The 22,312-nt window shown below is 38.0% G+C and carries 21 protein-coding genes and 1 pseudogene; 12 read left to right on the top strand and 10 right to left on the bottom strand.

Annotated elements, in window-relative coordinates; genetic code table 11:
- The 3 genes from tolA to pal form a co-directional block, all read left to right on the top strand.
- Positions 1-528: cell envelope integrity protein TolA (gene tolA, locus RMB06_RS01755; RefSeq protein ID WP_311077986.1), on the top strand; the 528-nt coding region annotated here is incomplete at its 5' end.
- Between the two features lie 93 nt (positions 529-621).
- Positions 622-1,902: a Tol-Pal system beta propeller repeat protein TolB gene (gene tolB / locus RMB06_RS01750; RefSeq protein WP_002118491.1), complete on the top strand. Its 1,281-nt coding sequence runs from the start codon at positions 622-624 to the stop codon at positions 1,900-1,902.
- A gap of 27 nt (positions 1,903-1,929) precedes the next feature.
- The gene (gene pal / locus RMB06_RS01745) at positions 1,930-2,490 is read left to right on the top strand and encodes a peptidoglycan-associated lipoprotein Pal (protein WP_002118513.1); all 561 of its coding nucleotides are present in this window, start codon (positions 1,930-1,932) and stop codon (positions 2,488-2,490) included.
- Positions 2,491-2,539: 49 nt separating this feature from the next.
- Here pal and RMB06_RS01740 read toward each other — a convergent pair whose 3' ends face one another.
- Complete coding sequence (locus RMB06_RS01740; protein WP_002118730.1) at positions 2,540-2,725, bottom strand: NF038105 family protein; 186 nt, start codon at positions 2,723-2,725, stop codon at positions 2,540-2,542.
- Between the two features lie 184 nt (positions 2,726-2,909).
- On the opposite strand from RMB06_RS01740, the gene RMB06_RS01735 reads away from it, so the two are divergent.
- From RMB06_RS01735 to RMB06_RS01715, 5 genes are all read left to right on the top strand, one after another.
- Positions 2,910-3,881 carry a class 1 fructose-bisphosphatase gene (locus tag RMB06_RS01735; RefSeq protein ID WP_311077983.1) on the top strand — a complete coding sequence of 324 codons (972 nt, stop codon included), beginning with the start codon at positions 2,910-2,912 and terminating at the stop codon, positions 3,879-3,881.
- Positions 3,882-3,940: 59 nt separating this feature from the next.
- Positions 3,941-4,717: an RNA methyltransferase gene (locus RMB06_RS01730; protein WP_016140253.1), complete on the top strand. Its 777-nt coding sequence runs from the start codon at positions 3,941-3,943 to the stop codon at positions 4,715-4,717.
- A 159-nt stretch (positions 4,718-4,876) separates the two neighbouring features.
- Positions 4,877-5,491, top strand: a complete 615-nt coding sequence (locus tag RMB06_RS01725; protein WP_284085652.1) for an RNA polymerase sigma factor — start codon at positions 4,877-4,879, stop codon at positions 5,489-5,491.
- Complete coding sequence (locus RMB06_RS01720) at positions 5,481-5,801, top strand: hypothetical protein (RefSeq protein ID WP_002118556.1); 321 nt, start codon at positions 5,481-5,483, stop codon at positions 5,799-5,801. The genes RMB06_RS01725 and RMB06_RS01720 overlap by 11 nt, the downstream gene beginning before the upstream one ends.
- Complete coding sequence (locus RMB06_RS01715) at positions 5,791-6,180, top strand: DUF3106 domain-containing protein (protein WP_002118619.1); 390 nt, start codon at positions 5,791-5,793, stop codon at positions 6,178-6,180. Before RMB06_RS01720 ends, RMB06_RS01715 begins: the two co-directional genes overlap by 11 nt.
- Before the next feature lie 101 nt (positions 6,181-6,281).
- Here the strand turns inward: RMB06_RS01715 and RMB06_RS01710 are convergent, their stop codons facing one another.
- The 4 genes from RMB06_RS01710 to cxpE form a co-directional block, all read right to left on the bottom strand.
- Positions 6,282-8,714 carry a CSLREA domain-containing protein gene (locus tag RMB06_RS01710; RefSeq protein WP_311077978.1) on the bottom strand — a complete coding sequence of 811 codons (2,433 nt, stop codon included), beginning with the start codon at positions 8,712-8,714 and terminating at the stop codon, positions 6,282-6,284.
- An 18-nt stretch (positions 8,715-8,732) separates the two neighbouring features.
- Entirely contained in the window at positions 8,733-10,592 is a 1,860-nt protein-coding gene (gene rbtA / locus RMB06_RS01705) for a rhombotarget A (protein ID WP_311077977.1), read from the bottom strand.
- Between the two features lie 329 nt (positions 10,593-10,921).
- On the bottom strand, positions 10,922-11,620 hold the full coding sequence (hda, locus tag RMB06_RS01700; RefSeq protein WP_002118656.1) for a DnaA regulatory inactivator Hda: 699 nt from the start codon (positions 11,618-11,620) through the stop codon (positions 10,922-10,924).
- A 20-nt stretch (positions 11,621-11,640) separates the two neighbouring features.
- Positions 11,641-12,834: a chloramphenicol efflux transporter CxpE gene (gene cxpE, locus RMB06_RS01695; protein ID WP_002118385.1), complete on the bottom strand. Its 1,194-nt coding sequence runs from the start codon at positions 12,832-12,834 to the stop codon at positions 11,641-11,643.
- A 135-nt stretch (positions 12,835-12,969) separates the two neighbouring features.
- Between cxpE and purM the strand changes: the two genes are divergently transcribed.
- Together purM and purN are read left to right on the top strand one after the other, a co-directional pair.
- Positions 12,970-14,040, top strand: coding sequence for a phosphoribosylformylglycinamidine cyclo-ligase (gene purM, locus RMB06_RS01690; RefSeq protein WP_032035990.1), 1,071 nt, complete (start codon positions 12,970-12,972; stop codon positions 14,038-14,040).
- Entirely contained in the window at positions 14,037-14,666 is a 630-nt protein-coding gene (purN, locus tag RMB06_RS01685) for a phosphoribosylglycinamide formyltransferase (protein ID WP_016140245.1), read from the top strand. Before purM ends, purN begins: the two co-directional genes overlap by 4 nt.
- A gap of 76 nt (positions 14,667-14,742) precedes the next feature.
- Here the strand turns inward: purN and RMB06_RS01680 are convergent, their stop codons facing one another.
- Together RMB06_RS01680 and sppA are read right to left on the bottom strand one after the other, a co-directional pair.
- Complete coding sequence (locus tag RMB06_RS01680) at positions 14,743-15,543, bottom strand: alpha/beta fold hydrolase (RefSeq protein WP_174723065.1); 801 nt, start codon at positions 15,541-15,543, stop codon at positions 14,743-14,745.
- A 19-nt stretch (positions 15,544-15,562) separates the two neighbouring features.
- Positions 15,563-16,579: a signal peptide peptidase SppA gene (sppA, locus tag RMB06_RS01675; protein WP_014207400.1), complete on the bottom strand. Its 1,017-nt coding sequence runs from the start codon at positions 16,577-16,579 to the stop codon at positions 15,563-15,565.
- Between the two features lie 133 nt (positions 16,580-16,712).
- On the opposite strand from sppA, the gene RMB06_RS01670 reads away from it, so the two are divergent.
- On the top strand, positions 16,713-17,696 hold the full coding sequence (locus RMB06_RS01670; RefSeq protein ID WP_311077970.1) for a lysophospholipid acyltransferase family protein: 984 nt from the start codon (positions 16,713-16,715) through the stop codon (positions 17,694-17,696).
- Here RMB06_RS01670 and RMB06_RS01665 read toward each other — a convergent pair.
- From RMB06_RS01665 to RMB06_RS01655, 3 genes are all read right to left on the bottom strand, one after another.
- Positions 17,649-20,081, bottom strand: a complete 2,433-nt coding sequence (locus tag RMB06_RS01665; RefSeq protein ID WP_311077968.1) for a DNA internalization-related competence protein ComEC/Rec2 — start codon at positions 20,079-20,081, stop codon at positions 17,649-17,651. The genes RMB06_RS01670 and RMB06_RS01665 overlap by 48 nt on opposite strands.
- Before the next feature lie 83 nt (positions 20,082-20,164).
- On the bottom strand, positions 20,165-20,851 hold the full coding sequence (gene lolD, locus RMB06_RS01660; protein ID WP_002118798.1) for a lipoprotein-releasing ABC transporter ATP-binding protein LolD: 687 nt from the start codon (positions 20,849-20,851) through the stop codon (positions 20,165-20,167).
- Positions 20,844-22,079, bottom strand: a complete 1,236-nt coding sequence (locus RMB06_RS01655) for a lipoprotein-releasing ABC transporter permease subunit (RefSeq protein WP_004790618.1) — start codon at positions 22,077-22,079, stop codon at positions 20,844-20,846. The genes lolD and RMB06_RS01655 overlap by 8 nt, the downstream gene beginning before the upstream one ends.
- Before the next feature lie 128 nt (positions 22,080-22,207).
- On the opposite strand from RMB06_RS01655, the pseudogene RMB06_RS18245 reads away from it, so the two are divergent.
- A pseudogene (locus RMB06_RS18245) lies at positions 22,208-22,309 on the top strand (PilZ domain-containing protein); the annotation flags it as partial.
- Positions 22,310-22,312 lie beyond the last annotated feature (3 nt).

Raw genomic sequence — 22,312 nt, 5'->3', positions numbered from 1 at the left:
AAAGCTGAGGCTGATGCTAAAGCTAAGCAACAAAAAGCTGCTGACGATGCTAAACGCAAAGCTGAGGCTGATGCTAAAGCTAAGCAACAAAAAGCTGCTGACGATGCTAAACGCAAAGCTGAGGCTGATGCTAAAGCCAAGCAAAAAGCTGCTGACGATGCTAAGCGTAAAGCTGAAGCTGAGGCCGAAGCCAAAGCTGCATCTGCTCAAAAAGCACAAGAAGAAGCAGCTCAAAAGAAAGCTGAAGCTAAAAAAGTTGCTTCTTCAGCTAGACGCGATTTTGAACAAAAAATTCGACGCTCTTGGGACGTTCCAACTGGCAGTAGTGGTAAAACAGTTGGTGTTCGTTTTACCCTCTCCGATTCGGGAAGCGTTAACTCTATTGTGATCACGCGTTCAAGCGGTGACGATGCTTTAGACGCAAGTATTAAAGCTGCAATTCAAGCCGCAGCGCCATATCCTATGCCATCAGATCCAGATGCAAGACGTGAAGCAAGAAGTGTTAGCTCTACATTTAGAGCGCAATAATTTTGAAAGAGTTACATGCTTTAAATAGTTTAAGGCATGTAACTATGCTACAAAATCAACAGTCACAAAAATACCTGCTATGACTTTAAACTTATGAATACGAGCCGCAAACACCTGCTATCTTTAGCACTGATCACTGCCTTAAGTCCTATTGCTTCTACTACTGCTTTTGCCCAGTTATATCTGGAAATTGCCAAAGCACCAGATCAGGCACCCAAAATTGCTATTGTCCCGTTTACCAACGACAATGGGCTCTATCCTATTGTTGAAACAGACTTAAACCGTTCTGGGCGCTTTACAAGCTCATCTAAAAATTTACCTGCCAATGCTGCAATTAATCAGATTCAAGCTTCTGACTGGCAAGCCGCGGGTATTCCATATGTAGTTACGGGTCAAATTAAACAAACAGCGACAGGTTTTGAAGTTCACTACCAGCTTTATGATGTACAAAAGCAACAATACATTTTAAATGAACTTTTAAATGTACCAGCTGCACGCATACGCCAAGCTGGCCATATGGTAAGTGATGCTATTTATCAAGCGCTTACTGGCATTCCAGGTGACTTTAGCGGCCGTATTGCATATGTATTAAGAAACCCTGCAACACCTGCCGAGCGTTATACACTACAAATTGCAGATACGGATGGTGAACAACCAAAGACTGTTTTATCGTCTCGTGATCCAATTTTGTCTCCTGCATGGACACCAGATGCTAAAAAAATTGCTTATGTTTCTTTTGAAACTAAACGTCCAGCAATTTATTTACAGGATTTATCAACTGGAACACGTGAAGTTCTTACTAGTTTCAGAGGCCTAAACGGCGCACCAAGTTTCTCACCAGATGGCCAATCAATGCTGTTTACAGCATCTATGAATGGCAACCCAGAAATTTATCAAATGGATTTATCAACTCGCCAAGTCAAACGTATGACAAATGACTCGGCAATTGATACCGAAGCACGTTATACACCAGATGGAAAATCCTTTATTTTCACTTCTGACCGTGGTGGCTCTGCCCAAATTTATCGTTACACCTTTGCTGATGGCTCAGTAAAGCGTTTAACATTTAAAGGGTCATTTAATGCACGTGGAACTCTGAGTGCAGATGGTAAAAAGATTGCACTTGTTCATCGCCCAAGTGGCAGCAGTTATAAAGTTGCAATTCAAGACATTAATACTGGCATCACCAATATTCTTACCCCAACTAGTTTAGATGAATCACCAAGTTTCTCACCAAATGGGCAAATGGTGGTCTACGCAACTCGTGAAGGCAACCGTGGCTTGTTGTCTATTATGTCTACTGATGGACGTTTCCGTATGAATTTACCAAGCGAACAAGGTGAAGTACGTGAACCAGCCTGGGCACCAAAATAACTTTTAATTCCATTGACGGAGATGATCATGAAATCAATTAAATATTTAGCTCTACCCTTTCTTAGCGTAGCACTCGTAATGACAGGCTGTGCTAGCCGTAAACCTGCAGCGACGACCACGACTGGTACAAATCCAAGCACGGTAAACACTTCTGGTTTAAGTGAAGATGCTGCATTAAATGCTCAAAATTTGGCAGGTGCTTCATCTAAAGGTGTAACTGAAGCAAATAAAGCGGCTTTGGCTAAACGCGTTGTTCACTTTGATTATGACAGCAGCGATTTATCTACTGAAGACTACCAAACACTTCAAGCTCATGCTCAGTTCCTTATCGCAAATGCAAATTCAAAAGTTGCATTAACAGGCCATACAGATGAACGTGGTACACGTGAATACAACATGGCTTTAGGTGAGCGTCGTGCTAAAGCTGTACAAAGCTATTTAATTACTAATGGTGTAAACCCGCAGCAACTTGAAGCTGTAAGTTATGGTAAAGAAGCTCCTGTTAATGCGGGACATGATGAATCAGCGTGGAAAGAAAATCGCCGCGTTGAGATTAATTACGAAGCAGTCCCTCCTTTATTAAAATAAGGGATATGCATAAAAAAACGCTCATAATAATATGAGCGTTTTTTATTACTTAAGAAGATTTCTTTTCTTCTTCAGGATGTTGCATGGACTCAATCAAATCATGCTTATTAAAATCTTTATATTCAGGTTTTGCCTCATAATCTTTCCAAGCTTCCTGAACATTTTCTTTCGAAATTTCATCTAGATTGATTGGTTCACCTGCCGTGGGGGTCGCATCAAACTTCTTTGTTGTCATTTCGATTCTCCTAAAAATATACAATCCTTTGTAATGCAATCAACATACCATTTTAATTGGGGCTTGTAAGCATAAATCCAACACAAATAAAGTAAGATAATTTTTATTTTGTGACATTCTCATCTAGAATATGCCACGTATTTATCTGACTCATTTTGATGCTTGAAGCACAGGAGCGTTTTTTATGTCCAACCTCACTTTGTCCCAATTTTTACAACAACAAAAAGGGAATCTAACACCTGAGTTGGCTCAAGTCATCGATACTATTGCCACGACCTGTAAAACAATCGACCAAGCATTACAAAAAGGTGCTCTGGCTGGTATTTTAGGTAGTGCTGGCAATGAAAATGTTCAGGGTGAAACACAGAAAAAACTTGATGTGATTTCGAATGACTATTTAATTGATGCTTTAAAAGTACACCCGCACGTAGGCGGTCTCGCTTCTGAAGAGCTTGATGAGTTCACACCTGCACAAGAAAATGGTAAATACCTCGTTTTATTTGATCCATTAGATGGCTCAAGCAATATCGATATCAATATGTGTGTAGGTACGATTTTCTCTATTTTGCCTGCAAAAAATGCAGTAACACAAGCAAACGATTTCATGCAAGCTGGCACACAGCAAGTTGCTGCTGGTTATGTACTTTATGGCCCATCAACTATGATGGCTTTAACTGTAGGAAATGGCGTAGCATTCTTTACTTTAGATCCAGAAACTCAAACCTTCTTGCTTACTAATGAGAATGTCCAAGTTCCAACAGACACTCAAGAATTCGCTATTAATGCATCTAACCAGCGTCATTGGGAACAACCAGTAAAACAATATATTGATGAATTACTCGCAGGCAAGACATCTGTTCGTGAAAAAGATTTCAATATGCGCTGGGTAGCATGTATGGTGGGTGATATTCACCGTATTTTATGTCGTAGTGGTATTTTCCTTTACCCATATGACTTGAAAGATCCGAAAAAAGCAGGTCGTTTACGTTTAATGTATGAAGCGAATCCAATGAGTATGCTCATTGAACAAGCAGGCGGTGCATCAACTACTGGCCGTGTACGCATTCTAGAGATTGAACCTACAGAACTTCACCAACGTGTACCTGTAATTATCGGTTCTAAAAATGAAGTTGAACGCGTAACAAGCTACCACTAATAATTTTAATTACTTAGGGCATCATAGTATGATGGTGCCCTTTTGTTGGATATTTTCTTATGGCGGTTATTTTTTTAGAATCAAAAGACAATGCAAAAATTAAACATTTGCGTGGATTAATCGAACTCAGTAACGCCCGAAAAAAGCACCAACAAACCGTTCTTGAAGGCACCCATCTTTGTTTGGCTTGGTTACAACAGCAAAAGAAGATTTTTTCTTTATTTACGACAGAACAGGCCTTAGAACACGAAGATTTAAAAAAAATAATTGAACTGCATCAAGGTCATATTTTTGTTATTAGCGAAGTTTTATATAGAGATTTGAGCACATTAGGTACAAGCTTACCTTGTTTAGCGATTATTGATCTACCTAAAACTGCATCAACCATCGACTATAAAGTAGATACCTTAATTCTTGAAAATATTCAGGATCCAGGTAACGTAGGTACACTTCTACGTTCAGCAGCAGCAGCAAATATTAAACAAATCATTTGCACACAAGGCTCTGCATCACTTTGGTCACCACGAGTTTTAAGAGCAGGTATGGGCGCTCATTTTAGCTTACATTGTTTTGAAAACTTCCAGCTGACAGATATCCTTCCAAAATTTCAAATCCCGGTTTTTGTTACTAGCTCTCACCGCTCAACCAGTCTTTACTCAAAAGACCTTTCTAAACCGTGTGTGTGGATTTTAGGAAATGAAGGACAAGGTGCTAGTGATTATGCATTAGATCACGCACAATCAGTGACTATTCCTCAACCGGGTGGACAAGAGTCATTAAACGTGGCAATTGCAGGATCTATTTGTTTTTTTGAGATGGTCCGCCAGCGCCAATAAAACGTTAATTTATTTTACATCGCACATATTTGTGAAAAAAATCAATTACACTAGTAAAAAATAACCGATTGTTGTCAACCTCCCACCTCTTTTCAACGTTATATAAGAGATATATTGAAGATAAGGTGGGTATGTCCAATGACAGGATTTTCCATCTCTATGGATTTAGCACCGAAAAAGTCTCGATCGGAAACATCTAGTGCTCATGTCAGCACGGCTGAGCAACGCCTGAAAGTTTTTATGCAAGATGTTACTGGTCGTGCTTTGGTGATGATGGAGAGTGCTACCCAAGGTCAACAAGGTATTGCGATGGATTTGGTACAAGAAGCATTTATTGCTTTACACAAATCTTATGCCGATAAAAGTACTGAAGAATGGTATCCCCTGTTTTACACTATTTTGAATAACAAACTTCAGGATTGGCGCCGCAAAGAAGCTCGTAGAGCAAACCCATTTTCACTCTTCAAAAAAGTTAGTCTGGATAATGACGACGACGAAGTTATCGATGTAGTTGATGAAAAAGCCATTAACCCTGCAGATTTTCTCGATCAAGCGGTAACGATAGAGGAAATTCGGGAAGCGATTGAAAAACTACCTGTTCGTCAACAACAGGCATTTATGTTACGTGCGTGGGAAGGGTTTGACACCCATACAACAGCTCAGATCATGAACTGTACCGAAGGTAGTGTGAAAACCCATTATCACCGAGCAATTCAGGGACTTAGAGAATACTTGGCACATTTAAATCCCTTGGGAGGTTCTAATGAATCATGATGATTTCACTAAAAAGGTGACCTCCAAACTTGATAGTTTGGCAGATCACCATAAAAATAAAACAGTGGTCATGAATCATGTGCTTGACCATATTCAACAAAAACCAGCCTCTTATTATAGTGTCTGGAAAATGACTGGTTTCGCACTTGCCGCAGCAATTACAGGTTTTGTGATTCTGCCTAACTCAGTCGAAATTGTGGATAAGCCACAAAATCAAGTGATCGTAAATCCTAAATTATCTCCACAAATGGTGGAAGATTTAGAGATGTTAATGGTGTTGGGTGAGGATAAAGTACAACATGGCAGCTAAAAAATTAGCGCTTATCCTGTGTTCATTAAGTTTCTTGCAAACAAGTTTTGCAGGTTTCGAACGCTTTTGGATTTTTTCTAAAGATGCCAATGCACAAGTCGATGACACATGGGATGCCCTTTCCGAAGAAGAGCAACGTGCAGTCATTAAACGTTACCAGAGTTTAAAAGAGCTACCAGCGAATCAAAGCACAAACTTACAGCAACGTATGGACTGGTTTACTCAACTTCCTGAAGCTGAAAAACAAAAAATGCGTGAAGCATGGCAAAAAATGAGTACGCAAGAGCGAAAAGACTTACGTGAGCGGATGCTTAAAGCGAATGGTGAAGAAAGAACAGCAATTCGTGAAGAATACATGAATAAGTATTTAGAACACTAACTTCTTATTCAGCTATCAAAGATAAGACATCTATTCACTTAATTATTTTGATTTTATTTCTTATAAAAGCCTCCAATTGGAGGCTTTTTTATTCTTTAAGTTTATTTCCGGTAGCGTCTATAAGCTGCTAAACCAAGTAAAGAGGCTAAAGATAAAATCCCGAAGCTACCACCGCCGCCTCCACCACGTGTATCATCAGTAGTCGTAGCAGTACTTACAAGGTTAATTGTGCCAGCTTTAGGTGAAATTTTCCCATCAGCATCATAAACGTTATAACTTAATGAGTCATTAAAAGTATTAAATACGTTATTTGCCTGAATATAGATATTTCCGCCATAACAAATTTTATCCTTGTCATCTTTCGGACATGGCCCTTCTCGATCAGCCTTAATTACTTTAAAAATACCATCTTTCGAAGTTTTGCTTGGTAAATAAATAGGTAACTCTACACCGTCTTCATTTACCCAAAATTGTGATTTAGGCTTTAAAAGCGTATTTATAGGGCCATCACCATCATCGTTAGCATATTTAAGTAAATTCAATGGAATAATTTCATTTGCAAGATATTTAAAGGTAATTGTCCCATCACCAGAAACTGGTTCTATATTATTAAAACGAGCTTTTATCAGACCGCTTGAGCTTAATTTATTATCAGCTGTTGTAATTGTATATTTACAATAAGCATAGGTACCAGCTTGAGTCACCGTATCGTCTTTGCGATAAAAAACAATTTGCTGTAAAGCACTATTCCACTCACAGAATACCTTGTCCTGATCAGATAGATCTTTAACTTGTTGAGCATCATATTTATCATCAAGAGATCCAATACCTAATGGCTCAGTTGCAATACGATAATCTGTGGTGTTGAAGAACTTCAGCACATGATTAGCGTCTTCAGTCGGTAAAGGTAAATCATAGTTCTTTAAATCAAGATAGATTGCACGATACTTAAGATTTGCTTTAGTTGTATCAATTAGGTTCTTAAATTCAGCTAAACGTAATTTATAGTAAGTAATAAAGTTAGAAGGCGTCTTAGGGTCCTTAATATAATTATCAAATAAATCATAATTTTGTTGATAAGTATCAATTAAAGTTGTTAATGAGATATTACTAACATCCTCTAAATCACCTGCAGTGAGCTTCATTAACTCAACAGAGCCAATATCACAACTATTACGACTTTCAGGCTGATAATATGAGGTACTATCTGTCAAACGGTTTAAACCACGTTGATCAATTGTGGCACAACTTCCTTTACTATCTTGATCAACGTCAATTAAATCTGTGCTAGAAGAAATATTTTTTGGATAGTAAATAGGTAAGAACCCAGTATAAGCAGTTGCCGCTTGTAAAGGACTTAATAAATTGCTGAATGCTTGTGTACTAATATTAATATTAGTCTGACCATCTGGCAAAGATTCCTTTGGAACATCACACTTTGCTGTTGCTGATGTCCAGTCAAGTGCATTGAAATCTAGCGTTAGACCTACACTCTTTTGCTCTGCTGCCGCACCTAAAAGATATTTACAGGCATAACTTCCGGTATTATAAGCCAATACGTTAAAACTTAGCTTTTTTGCGCCCAATTTATCGTAGAGGAAAGTACTATTCGCGTTGTTTTCAACAATTGTATTATTTAAAAGTACTAAACTACTACTTGAACTTAAAATACTTGATGTATTGGCTGGATTATTGGTATCACCAGTAAACTTAATAATACTGCCGCTAGTACTATTCGCTATATTTTTTGCAATGGTATTAACCGATAATGTCGCAGTAGGTTTACCACAGAACTCAAATGTACTTGTTGAAGCTGTATTACCATTATTCACAATACTATTTGATGTAAGGGTGATGGTACGTGGTGCATAGACAGTGTCGCTAAAACACCCCATTGATAAAACACTACCTTGTGTTGCGTTATTACCTTTAAGTAATGAATGATTTACTGACAAAGTAATATTAGGTGAAGCTAAATAAATTGCTCCACCGTTTGTTGCTTGAGATGATAAAATCTGGCTATTTTGCAAAGCGATATCAGCACCAGCATAAATCGCACCACCCTGGCCAGTTGTAACGCCATTTTCAAGAATTACATTATTTAAGGTCAAGGGCTGTTTATAGGTAGTCGTATTGAAAATGCGTGATTTACCTTGAGCATTAATACGTGTTTGTAAGTCAAGTTGTGCAGGATAATCATTAGTTAATACACTTTTTTTCTGCCAATCTACGGGATCAGCACCAAAAATAGCAATATTAGCATTTGGAACTAATTCCTTATTTAGAGTGTAAATTCCTGCTTTAAGCTGAATCGATTTTTGAGTAGTTTCACGTGTATCAATAACAGTACATCCACCATACGATTTACGCAACTCAGCTGTTTTTATCGCTTCACGCAATGAGCAGGCATTCGTATTGTCACCATCTTCATCGTCAAAAGTTGTAACATCAATTCTACCAGTCGTTGTATCTGCAAATAATGGCATCGCAGCAATCACAGCTAATGCTAATAAAGCCTTTTTATAATTTTTCATAGCCTTTATCATCCTTGATTATGACTTTAAACGTCTTAAAGCAATTAAGCCAAATAGACCTAAAACTAAACCACCACCTACACTTCCCCCGCCACCCGTGCTTACAGATTTATCTTCAATACCTGATGGTGGATCTTGCACGATTTGAACTGGAACAGTTAGATAAACATCCGCAGCATCATTAAAACGTGTGGTAGTAGTAACGACTAATAGATTAAATACATCTGCTCCATGCCAGTTCCCATTTGGAACATAAGTTAAATTTCCCTGAGCATCAATGGATAAAGTCCCTTTAGATGGTGTACTGGTTTGAACAATCTTCATACACCCGGACTGCCAGGCTTGACCATCTGTTCTTTTTCCAAACATTTTTTCACATGTTTGTGGAGAAACTAACTCTCCATCACCTACAACATCGGCAATATTAAATTTGGCAATTTCTCCATACTTAATATCTTGACCATGTGTACTGATATCATCGCGGTTGATAATTAACTCAATCGCCCCTAAATCACATAACTCATCATAACCACTTCGATTCTTTCCACGTTGATCTTGCTTTTCACAACTCGCCAAACCGACAGAAGTTCCATCGCTATATAAACGACCTTTATTAATTAACAATGATTGCGAAAGACTAGTATATTTATCCAAAACTCGAGGTTTAAAGAATCCTAAAAAACTATCACTCGGTGTTGAATATGGGCATAGCAATCCATCTGCTGGCGGTACATCACAGGTTCCTTCATCTGTATTTCCAGCAATTAGTTTTTCACTTGCAGGGTATAGAATATTTGGTAACTCTGCCGAAGCATTACGGTTACATTCCGTTGTTACTAAATTACTCTGCACAATCGTTTTATCTGTTGTAGACACCTTACAGTTTGTCGTATTACCTACTAAAATACTATTAGAGACAGATGCTTTTCCTTGTGGAGCATCAAAATACAATCCTCCCACATTTTTAATCATAGTAATATTATTGATCACCATTCCATCACGGACATTTGCAATAAAACTACCCTTATTATGAAAAATCGTACTATTACTTAAACCAATAATACGAGAGGTTAAATATCCGCCCGTACTTTCATCTGCAAATTTAGTTTCAGCATGAAATAATGCACCATCTGCAGCAGTTACTTCATTATCACGCACTACAGAGCGAGTAATATAGTAAAGTGGCATATCACTATATAAAACGCCTCCCTGACTCGCTTTATTATTCTGAATCAAGCTGTTAGTAATCGTTACCGAACCCGCTGTTTTTGTAGTATTTGATAAATTACCAGCGTTATAAATTGCTCCACCATTTGTTGCATATCCATCCATTAAACGAGAATTTTGAATAACCAATTGTTCATGGTTATAAATCAATCCACCGTTACCTTGAGGTATTACGCTCTTTAGGCCAGCACCCTTTAAATTGACATCGATAAATGAAACTGTAAAAGAGGCTTTTTCAACGCTACCATCATCAATACGAAATAATTGATCCGTACCTATCATTTTAATCGTTGCATTATGTGAATTGGGCGCACCTTCCTCAATCAGAGTAGAGTCATTTTTTGCTGTACTAATAGCTACAGGAACGGTAATTACTATACTTTTACTTAGAGTATATTCTTTATCACGCTGCAAAATAATATTTGAAGAAGCATCTTTATTTCCGCAACCGTTATAACCGTTTGCATATTTTTCAACTTCCGCAGCATTAGAAGATGCACGATATTTTAGAAATTGTATCGCTTCACGTAATGAACAGACCGTGTTATCGACGTCTTCATCAGTTGTAGTTGTGACTTGAATATCGGCAGAATAAGCGTGTCCAGCAGCAGCCAATAAAGCAAAAGCAATGCTCCGTTTGAGCATACCCATCTCCTTACATCTTTTTTCATTTTTCTTTGTCAATATTGCAAAATTTCCGCTTTTGCAATCGCATCCTTTGTGCGTACTTTGTCACAGGAAGTAGAATTTCTCAAGACATTTTGGTCGGTCTGTAGAGTCATTTTTGAGCTAGATTACAAAAAGCTTCGTAGATCTAAAAAAGTTTTTTAAATACAAAAAAGTGGCGTATTAAAAAATTAAAAGAAAATTTAGAAGATATAAATATAACTATTCTGAAATAAAAAACTTATGTAGGGAAAGCCATTTTTTAAATTGTATGAGTTTAATTTAAGCAAAACAGCAAACTTAAGCTAGAAACTCTACTGTTGATACTCATCAATCAAAGCGTAAATTTGTCTTAAAGTCGCATTAGAAAGTTTTGTTTTTTCACCTTTGAGTAGTTTTTCTAACTGAGCAACAGTTTGCAGTAAAAGAGATGCTTGGTGAGGACCATGTAATAATAAGTAATCAACAATTTGTTGATCAAAGTGGATACCACGTCTAGCCATTACAGATGTCACCAAGGCATAGCGGTCTGCATATAAACTTCCACTCGGCACTTTTACACTAACGGCCTGTGTAAGTCGTGACTGTAAGTCTGGCAATTCAAGCTTTAATTCGATCGGTGCTACACGCGAAGAGAATACCAGTTGTCCTTCGTGATTATTCATTAAATGAAAAACAGCTTTCTGCCAGTGAGGCACACCACTAATCGATTCAATATCATCCAAAGCAACAAGATCATAATGTTCTAAAGACGTAATTGCCTCAATAGGTGCATCAAGCAGTTCAAGCAAAGATACTTTAATAGCAGATTTGCCTATTTCTAAATAAGAATCACAAATTGCAGAAAGTAAATGACTTTTCCCCGTCCCCGCTCCACCGTAAATATAGAACCTACTCACCAGACCAGCATGTAGTTGACGCACGGCATCGACTACATGCCCCCAACCCGGTCCCGAAAAATCACTGATTCGGGCATCAAGTTGAGGTTCTATATCCAGTTGGAGTTGACGCATATATTCAATTAACCTTGAAATTATTTCTGGTTAGGAGATTTTAGTTCATCTGTATCTTGCTGTGTTTTAACTTCAAGATCAAGCTTAGTACTTTCAGTTTGTACATGAATTTGCTCAATATCGCCATGTTGGATCACTAATGTAGATGGTGGAGCATAAAGTGAGCTTCTTTCGTAATTCTCTCTTAAATGCTTCAACAACACTACAATAACCGCAGCAACAGGCAATGCAATTAACATTCCCAAGAAGCCTGCAAGCTGTGCACCTGCCAATACTGCAAAAACAACTGCTACAGGAGATAAACCAATTTTATCACCCAGTAGGAATGGCTGTAGGATATAGCCTTCTACCGCTTGGCCAATCATAAAGACGATACCAACCAGTAATAGATGCATCCAATCCAAGCCAAACTGGAACAGGCTAGCAATAACAGCGGCAATAATACCTACGGCAAAACCTAAATAAGGAATAATACTAGCAAGCCCTGCCACCATACCAATAATCAGGCCAACTTCCAAACCGATGAGCTGTAAACCAACTGCATACACTACGCCAAGCAATAGCATGACAAGAAACTGACCTTTAACAAATGCCCCTAAAACGCTATGGCATTCACCAACGATCTGTAAAGTAGTTGCTTCATATGGACGCGGAATGAGGCGGCGTAAGTTTTGTAACATACGTTCCCAATCAAGCAAGAAATAGAAAGCAATAATTGGAATTAAAACAACCGTTCCACCAATCTGAATAAAATTCAAACCAGATTGAGCCAGTTTTAATAACACTGCCTGAATGCTGTCTGCGCTATAGTTTGTTTGGACATATTCCATGACAGCTTTAGACAACTGCTCTGTGTCAATTTCCATTTGCTGGACATTAAATGTCGAAGACACCCAAGGTAAAAAGGTAGCGTTAATCCAGTGAATACCTGCTGGAATACTATCTCGGGCATAAACTAATTGTTTCCAAATCAGTGGAACTAAATACCAGAGTGCAATAGTTAAGGTTACACCTATTCCAACAAATACCACGCTAATTGCTAACCAGCGAGGCAATTTCATTTTTACCAGCACATCAACAAGTGGACTGAATAAATAAGCCAGGAAAAAAGCACCGATAAAAGGAATGACTACAGGCTTGAGTAAGTACAACACCCATACCAGCAATACAATACCTGCGAGTAAAAAAATACGGCGCAGTATACGATCTTGCATAAAATCTAGCCTTTTTTGATTTAATCGTTATAAATGAAAAAATATTTTTATTAAAGATAGCATTTTCGAGCATAAATAACATAAGAGTTTCGTATATTCAGGTTATAATCTGCCGCCAATGCGGAGACTTCATTTATGAGCAACTCAACTTCTACCCCAAATACCGGTTTAAGCTACAAAGATGCGGGTGTCGACATTGAAGCGGGCGACGCACTGGTCGATCGTATCAAGTCAGTCGCTAAACGTACAAGTCGTCCTGAAGTAATGGGCGGGCTTGGTGGCTTTGGTGCACTATGCAAAATTCCTAAAGGTTATGAAGAGCCTGTTTTAGTTTCTGGAACCGATGGTGTAGGAACTAAATTACGTTTGGCCCTTAATCTCAATCGTCATGACACAATCGGCCAAGACCTTGTGGCTATGTGTGTAAATGACCTTTTAGTTTGTGGCGCAGAACCATTATTCTTCCTTGATTATTACGCGACTGGTCACTTAAATGTTGACGTTGCTGCAAATGTTGTTACTGGTATTGGTAAAGGTTGTGAGCTTGCAGGTTGCGCACTTGTAGGTGGTGAAACCGCAGAAATGCCAGGCATGTACGAAGGCGAAGATTACGACCTTGCTGGTTTTGCCGTTGGTGTTGTTGAGCAAAGCAAAATTATTGATGGCTCTAAAGTAAAGTCTGGTGACGTACTTATCGGTGTTGCATCAAGCGGTGCTCACTCGAATGGTTACTCATTACTACGTAAAATTTTAGACGTTAAAAACGTTGATTTAACTCAAACAATTGATGGTCGTCCTCTTGCTGATGTAGCAATGGAACCAACTCGTATTTATGTAAAACCGGTTCTTGAACTCTGCAAACAAGTTGATGTTCATGCTATGGCACACATTACTGGTGGTGGTTTACCAGGTAACTTACCTCGTGTATTACCAAATGGTGCACAAGCAGTTATTGATGAATCTTCTTGGGAATGGCCTGAATTGTTCCAACTTCTACAACGCGAAGGCAATGTAGAACGCTTTGAAATGTACCGTACGTTTAACTGTGGCGTAGGTATGGTTATTGCTGTTGATGCAAATGATGCTGAAAAAACAATTGAAGTACTTAATGCTCAAGGTGAAAAAGCTTGGAAAATTGGACATATCCAAGAAAATTCTGAGTCAGTGGAAGGTGCAGACGAAAAAATTCGTGTGATCTTTGCATGATAAAAATTGCTGTTCTAGTCTCTGGGAATGGCAGTAATTTACAGGCCTTGATAGATGCAAATCTATCAGGGCAAATTGTAGGTGTACTGTCTAATAAAGCAGATGCTTATGCCCTAGAGCGTGCTCAAAAAGCCAATATTGCTACCGCTGTTATCTCCCATAAAGACTTTCCAACGCGCGAAGTTTTTGATGAGGCAATGCATCAGCAACTCTTAGCTTGGGAAGTAGATGTAGTTATTTTAGCTGGCTTCATGCGTATCTTAACACCAACCTTTGTCAACAAATGGCAAGGGAAAATGCTGAATATACATCCCTCGCTTCTTCCAGCTTACAAAGGTGTGAATACTCATCAACGTGTTTTAAACACAGGTGATCGTTTGCATGGTTGTACCGTACACTTTGTAACTGCTGAACTGGATTCTGGTCAATCTATTGCCCAATCAGCTATATCAGTTAAAGAACATGATACTGCCGCTTCATTAGCAGATCGAGTGCACACACTTGAGCACTTTATCTACCCACAAGTTGCAGAGTGGCTGTGTAACGGTCAACTTACATGGAAAGATGGGCAAGCCTATTTCCGTAATCAAGTTCTAAAAGACCCTATTCGTTTTGCAAGTTGGTAAAGTATTTTACTAACAAACAAAAATAAAAAAGGACATGCTGGCATGTCCTTTTTTTATAAGCTTTAAATTAATTTAATTAATGATGAATCAATTTCTTTATAGAGTTTACTGTATCAATAGGATGCTCTAGAGGGAACATATGGCCCCCTTCAACCACAGTAAATGGGATTCCCATTTTTCGCTTTGCCATTTGAGGAAAGCCTCTTTTTAAGAAATCACTTCCTTTACCCACCACTAAATGCACAGGCATCTTAGGTTTTGGCATAGGCAGCCACCACCAAGAAGGATTTTTACGGAAAATTGCAACTTCATCTTCACGAGAAATCGTTAAAGTTACTCCACCGCGAACCGAATCTTCTTTCAAAGCATAATCAATATAAGCCTGAAAACAATCTTCATCAAAATCTTTATAAAATCCTTTAGGACGAAGTAACTCAGCTGCCTGCTCTCTGGATTCCCAATGTTCACGGCGACGTGCAGATAAGCCCGCCGGTGTCATCGCATCAACCAATTTAGGGCGAAATAACTTTGCCATATGAAAAGCAAACGAATATCGCCCTAAAATAAGAGGCGGATCTAACATAATGACTTGAGAAAACAGTTCAGGACGTCGAAAAGATGCCATCAATGTTAAAACCGAACCAAGAGAATGGCCTAATCCGATGACTTTACGTCCTTTCGCCTGACGCACAATACTATCAATAACTTGATCAACCAAAGCAGGCCAATGGTTAGTCACAGGATAACGTTTGTCAGGACCAATGAGTGGAACATAAATTACGTCATACTCATCTTTTAATTGATCAAACAATTTTTGATACACCATAGATGGCACACCATTAGCATGCGCAAAGTGTATAACCGGTTTTACTGACATACCGTTATCCTGATTTAAATTATTGTAGCTTGGCGTTTTGACTCGTTTCTAAACGTTGAGCAATCGACTCACTTAAGCCTTTACCCATTTCTGCACCCATTCGACCAAGAATAGATTGTAATGGGTTACGTTCAATCGTGTAGTCAACTTTATTATCAAGCTTCAGTTCACGCATCAAGCTCGTAATATTACCTGAACGGTCAGCAACACCTAATTGAATTGCTTGTTCACCCGTCCAGAAAAGACCAGAAAAAATAGCTGGATCATTCGATTTTAAACGCTTACCACGGCCTTCTTTCACTGCGGTAATAAAGTGAGTATGAACATTATCAAGAACAGATTGAATATGTTGCTTTTGAGCAGGATCAATCGGTTTTGTCATACTTAAAATGTCTTTATTCGTTCCGGCAGTTAAAGTGCGGTCTTCAATACCGAGCTTCTGAGCTAAACCAGTAATGCCATAGTTAGGCATGATTACACCAATTGAACCCACTAAACTTGATGGGTTGACAATAATCTCATCCGCAGCAGAAGCGATATAGTACGCACCCGATGCCCCCATATCACCAATAACGGCATAAACTTTCTTATCAGGGTGCTGTTTTTTCAAATAACGAATTTCCTGCCAGATTTCATCAGACTGAACTGGAGAACCGCCAGGTGAGTTAATGTTAAGTGCAACAGCCTTACTATTTGAGGCTTCAAAAGCACGTTTAAGCGCTTTATTCGTATCTTCACTATTTACCGCTTGATTACTCGAAGCATCAATCGTTCCAATAATATCCACCACTGCCAAATGAGCACTACTGCTACTTACAGCAGAGCCTTCTTTGCTGGTTGAACAGCCTTTACCCATGAGTACAATAATGAATAGTAAATAAATAAAAGTTAATGTTTTAAAGAAGATACCCCAACGACGACTACGGCGTTGCTCTTCTACTGAAGCAAGTACAGCCTTCTCAAGAATTTGCCATTCCGGTCCATTTTGTTTAGGGATTATAGGTTCATTTTGTGGTTTTGGTGGCCAATCGGACATAAAATTCCAATCCAAATCAATCTAAAATGATGTCATTATATACGTTGATTTGATAAAAACTGTCTAAATTATATGATTTCATTTATAATATTTTTATCTTTTTTTACTTGTTGCCTCCTTTTTACCGCGATAGATGACCAAACTAGATGTAAAAAGCATGAACTATTACTTACTCAGAACTTTTAGCCGTCAACCCATTCAATTTGGACGTTTTATTGCCCGTATGTTGGCAGGGTTAGTCAATACTTTAAAAATTACTAGAACATCAAAAAGTATAGAACTTAACTTACAAATTGCACTCCCCCACTTAACACCACAGCAACGAATAGATATTACACAACAAGCTATTCGTAATGAGTTAACCTCATACTTCGAGTTTTTAAGTATTTGGGGCTCATCAAATAGTAAGAATATTTCACGTATTCACCATATTGAGGGTGAACATTACTTTCATGAAGCACTGGCAGCAAAAAAAGGTGTGGTATTGATTGTTCCACATTTTGGTACATGGGAAATCATGAATGCTTGGTGTGCCCAGTTCACTTCCATGACTATTTTATACAAGCCTGTAAAAAATGAAGATGCAGACCGTTTTGTTCGAGAAGCTCGTAGTCGTGAACAAGCCAACTTGGTACCTACCGATGAGACGGGTGTTCGACAAATTTTTAAAGCACTCAAACAAGGCGAAACCACGGTAATTTTACCCGACCATACCCCTAATGTTGGTGGGGATATGATCAATTATTTTGGTGTACCACTTGCTTCAAGTAATTTAAGTGCCAAGCTCATCCAGAAAACAAAAGCCAAAGCATTATTTCTTTATGCAATTCGTAATGAACACGACGGTTTTACGATGCATATTGAGCCTATGGATGAGAAGATTTACGAAGGTAGTGCCGATGACGGAACCTTTGTTATTCATCAAGCCATTGAACAACTGATCCAACATTATCCAGAACACTATCACTGGAGTTATAAACGTTTTAAAGCAAATCCAGCTTTAGATAATATTTACAATATTGATCCAAATGAAGCACTTCAAATTGTAGATAGACTTAAAGCAGAAGCTTCACAAATTCCGGTGAAGCCAAGTACGCTCGAAACGACGAGTGTATAAAACCATCTGATGATTGCGAGATACAAAGCTTAATGTTCCTTGTTCAACTGTGCTTTTAAACGGAAGATTAAGTGCTTGTACTCTCGCTAAAACCTCTTTGCTTGGATGACCATAACGATTATTAAAGCCAGCAGAAGCAACAACAAGCTTTGGTTTTAGAGTCGCTAAAAAGTCATAAGCCGAACTATGTTTACTTCCATGATGACCTAATACCAAAACATCTACCTTTAAATCAGGATATTCTTTCATGAGTTGATATTCTGCTTCCCACCCTGCATCACCCATAATTAAATAATTTTGATAACCATTTATCTGTTTTAAGTGAATATAAACCACACAAGAATATTGGTTTTGATTTGAAGAAACTAAGTTTAAATCTTTTTCTTTAGGCCAAAGAATTTCAATATCTAATTGTGGATATTGCCATTTTTGCCCTTGATGACAATAAGTAAAGGGTTCTGTAATTTGCTCTTTCCATAATTCATTTGATATGACTTGTTTAATAGGAAAAGTCTGAGCAATAGAAGGAAATGCTCCGCTATGATCTTGATCAAGATGAGATAGTACGACGTGATCCAGTTGTTTAATTCCCTTTTGGCGTAAATATGGAATCACCACATTTTGACCAATACTAAAAGCTTTCTCATCATAAGACCCACCCGTATCGATGAGCCATGTCTGCTGCGGGTGCTGTAAGAATATAGATTGCCCCTGTCCTACATCTATAATATTTAATTGAATTTGCTGGGACGACTCATCTGGAATGATCAAGGGTAGACAGCATATTAGTCCCCAAGATTTTGGTAAAACTCCACGCGGTAAAAATAAGATAATAATAACGAAGCTAAGGCAAACCAAAGCAAGCGGTGTCAGGCTAAAGCCTTGTAATGGTAGAGATAACTTCTCTAAAAGATTAAAACATGACAGTACTATACTAATCAGGACGTCATTAATTTGAAAAAGTAAATTTCCGAATGATTTAAAAATAAGCCATACACAAGCTGCAAAAATATTTAAAGGAACAATTACTCCTCCAAGTAAAGGAACAGCAATAATATTTGTAAAAGGAGCAACCCATGAAATTTGTTGAAAGAAAATCAACATTAAGGGACATAAGGCAATAAATATTTTGCCTTGAGATTCAATTAAAATTTTACTGAAAAGAATGATTCTAAATAACAGACTAGTTGAAACAAGATTTGGGGCCTGCTCTATAGTTTGATAAATCCGTAATAAAATAAAGCAAGAACCATAAGACAGCCAAAAGCCTGCTGATAAAACACTGAAGGGATCGAAAAGTAAAAGTAGACTTGCACTATAAACCAAGAGTGAAAATGGCTTAACAGGCACTTTAATCAATAACAAAGAAGCAAATAAAAATACTGAGAGTAAAGTTCTTAAGGCGGGAATTTCAAAACCAACAAATGCCGTATAAATTAAAACACCGAAACATAATGGAATCATGGCCCATATTTGTTTAGGTTGACGCAAATAAAGCTGCGGATAATAACGTCTTATTAATTGATGTAATACCCAAGACAACATGATGGCAAAAATGAGTACATGAGGCCCTGAAATGGCTAACAAATGAGAGATTCCTAATTCCTTAAATTGATTTTTAATCTCATCATTTAAGAGACTTTCGTCCCCTGTTAACAAAGCTAATAACAGACCTTTATTTTGCAAAGGAGATTGTTTTAACATTAATCTAAATGTTAGGCGCAACTTTTCTACATTTAACTTTTGTCTGTTAAAGAATTTTTGTTGCTCTTTTAAATGATGTTGATAACCCAACTGATAAATTTCATCAGAGCTTAAAGGCTCAATATGCTGAACACTAAAACCGGACATTATATTTCGTTGAATGAACCACTGTTCTTGGTCAAAAACACCAGCCACTGCGTAACTATGAGCAGGTTTGGTTTTGCCAGAAATTCGATAATAATGACCTAATTGTAATTTTGGCTCATCTATGGCTGAGATTACTTTTTGATTTTTTAAATATAATAGCCAATTAACGGGATGTAAGGACTGCCCTAGTACCTGAACGGGTTGTTGTGTTTTATCTTCTTTTTCTTCACTTATATGGTCGACATACACAATAATATCTAAAGATTTAGGCTGCATTTGTCGCAGTTCTAATCTTTCATTTAAGGCATACTGAGCATATTGATGTCCTATAGTAAAAAAACTAATAGCGCAGACTAAACAGTAAATGGTTTTTAATATGGGGCGATTTAAGAAAATATTTCTCTTAAAAATATAAAAAATAAAGCCCATAACAAGCAAGACTTTACCTAACCACCCATATTGCATTATTAAAGGGATATCTATCCCCATAAATGCAATACCCCCAATCCACCCCATTAAAATAAGTTTTAACATGCAAAGTCATATCATTATCTTTTTAGGGGCAAAATTAAAGCCCAACTAAGTGGGCTTTAACAATGTGATTTAATGACAATTTTTTAAGAACCACTCACCCAGAGTCCATCTTGCATGTGCAAAATAGAATCAGCAGCCTGAGCTAAATGCTCATCATGGGTCACAATTAACATTGCCATGTTGAGTTCTTTCTTAAGATCGGTCAGTAATTCAAAAATACCTAGAGCTGTTTTACGATCTAAATTACCTGTAGGTTCATCAGCCAGAACAACCGCAGGTTTAGTGACTAAAGCACGCGCTAAAGCCACACGTTGGCGCTCACCACCCGAAAGCTCACCTGGCTTATGATCCATACGATGAGATAACCCAACTCGATCAAGTAAATATTCAGCTTGCGCTTTTACAGATTTAAATTGGCTATCTGCACGAAGCATTAAAGGCATCGCGACATTTTCAAGCGCAGAAAACTCAGGTAATAAATGATGAAATTGATAAACAAAACCGAGGTATTGGTTACGCTGAAAACCACGTTCAGCTTCACCTAAATTATCAAAACGCTGACCATTTAAAAATACTTGCCCTTGAGTTGGCTGCTCTAAACCACCTAGCACATGAAGCAAAGTACTTTTACCTGAACCACTCGCACCGACAATCGAAACAAACTGCCCTGCTTCAACTTGTAAAGAAAGACCTTTAATGACTTCAACTTTAGATTTTCCGTCATCAAAATGTTTATATATTTCTTTCGCTTCTAAAACAATTTTACTCATAGCGCAGTGCCTCGGCAGGTTGAACTTTGGCAGCACGAAGTGCCGGATAAATAGTCGCCAAGAAGCTTAAAAGTAAAGAAACAATCACGATAATCGTTACATCTTGCCATCTTAAATAAGAAGGAAGGTAATGTACAAAGTAAGCATCAAATAGATTTAAGCCCAATACATTGTTAAACCATGAAATGATATCACTAATAGTTAAAGCTAAAATTACACCTAAAACCGTACCTGCAACTGTACCAATCACCCCAATCACGGTACCTTGAACCATAAATATTTTAGTGATCATCGATGGCGAAGCGCCTAATGTACGCAAAATTGCGATATCAGATTTTTTATCAGTCACCACCATGACCAATGATGAAACAATATTAAATGCTGCAACCACAATAATAAGGACAAGCAATAAACCGACTAGAGTTTTTTCCATTTGAATGGCATTAAATAAATTACCATGCGTATAGGTCCAGTTCGTCGCGTAGAAATTGCTTGGTAAACTTTTTACTAAGTCGTCAGCAACTTGCGGCGCTGCAAAAATATCATCTAGTTTTAAACGGACACCTTGGGCACCATCTGGTAAGCGTAATAAGGTTGAAGCATCGTATAGGGCGATATAACCCACCATAGAGTCGACTTCAGCGCCTACACTAAAAATACCAACCACTTTAAAACGCTTGAAACGAGGTACAACACCTGCTGGAGATGGCGTTGCTTCAGGTAAAACCAATGTCACGCTGTCATTTAGACGTAAGCCCAATGAATCAGCCATATCTTTACCAAGCACAATACCAAATTCACCCTTTTTAAGTGAATCTAAACTCCCGGCAACAATATGATTTTGAATAATAGAGACATTCTTTTCATATTTTGGGTCAATACCCGTCACCATAATACCAGCGACTTGCCCTTGCGCAGTTAACATACCTTGCAATTGCGTAAAAGGTGCAACCCCTGTTACATGTGGATGATGTTCAACTCGCTTCACGAGTTCAGGCCAATCCGTGAGGATTTGTGTAGATGAAACTGTTGCTTGCGGCACCATTCCTAACACACGGTTTTTCAATTCGCGATCGAAACCGTTCATGACAGAAAGTACTGTAATCAGCACAGCGACACCTAGTGTCAAACCGACCATCGAAACCAATGCAATAAAAGAAATAAAATGATTACTGCGTCTTGCGCGAGTATATCTCAACCCTATATACAGTGAGATTGGTTTAAACATACCTTCTAAATCCAAGGTCATTGATGGAAAATATAAGATGTTGATGTCAAATTGCACCCACATCTACTATTTGGCCATACCGTTAGATGCTGTATTAAGGTTTAAAAATCAGTAAGTTCTGACTTATCCTTAATAATCCTAATATTATATTGCTGCGCTATTTTCTACTAGTTGAGTTGGGAGATCAATTTGATCGTGCATTTCGCTACGAATTAGAACAATTTAATGAATAA

This window comes from Acinetobacter sp. V104_13 (assembly GCF_031798995.1).
GTDB classification, from domain to species: Bacteria; Pseudomonadota; Gammaproteobacteria; order Pseudomonadales; family Moraxellaceae; genus Acinetobacter; species Acinetobacter pittii.
This window is presented reverse-complemented; position numbering and strand designations above follow the sequence as displayed.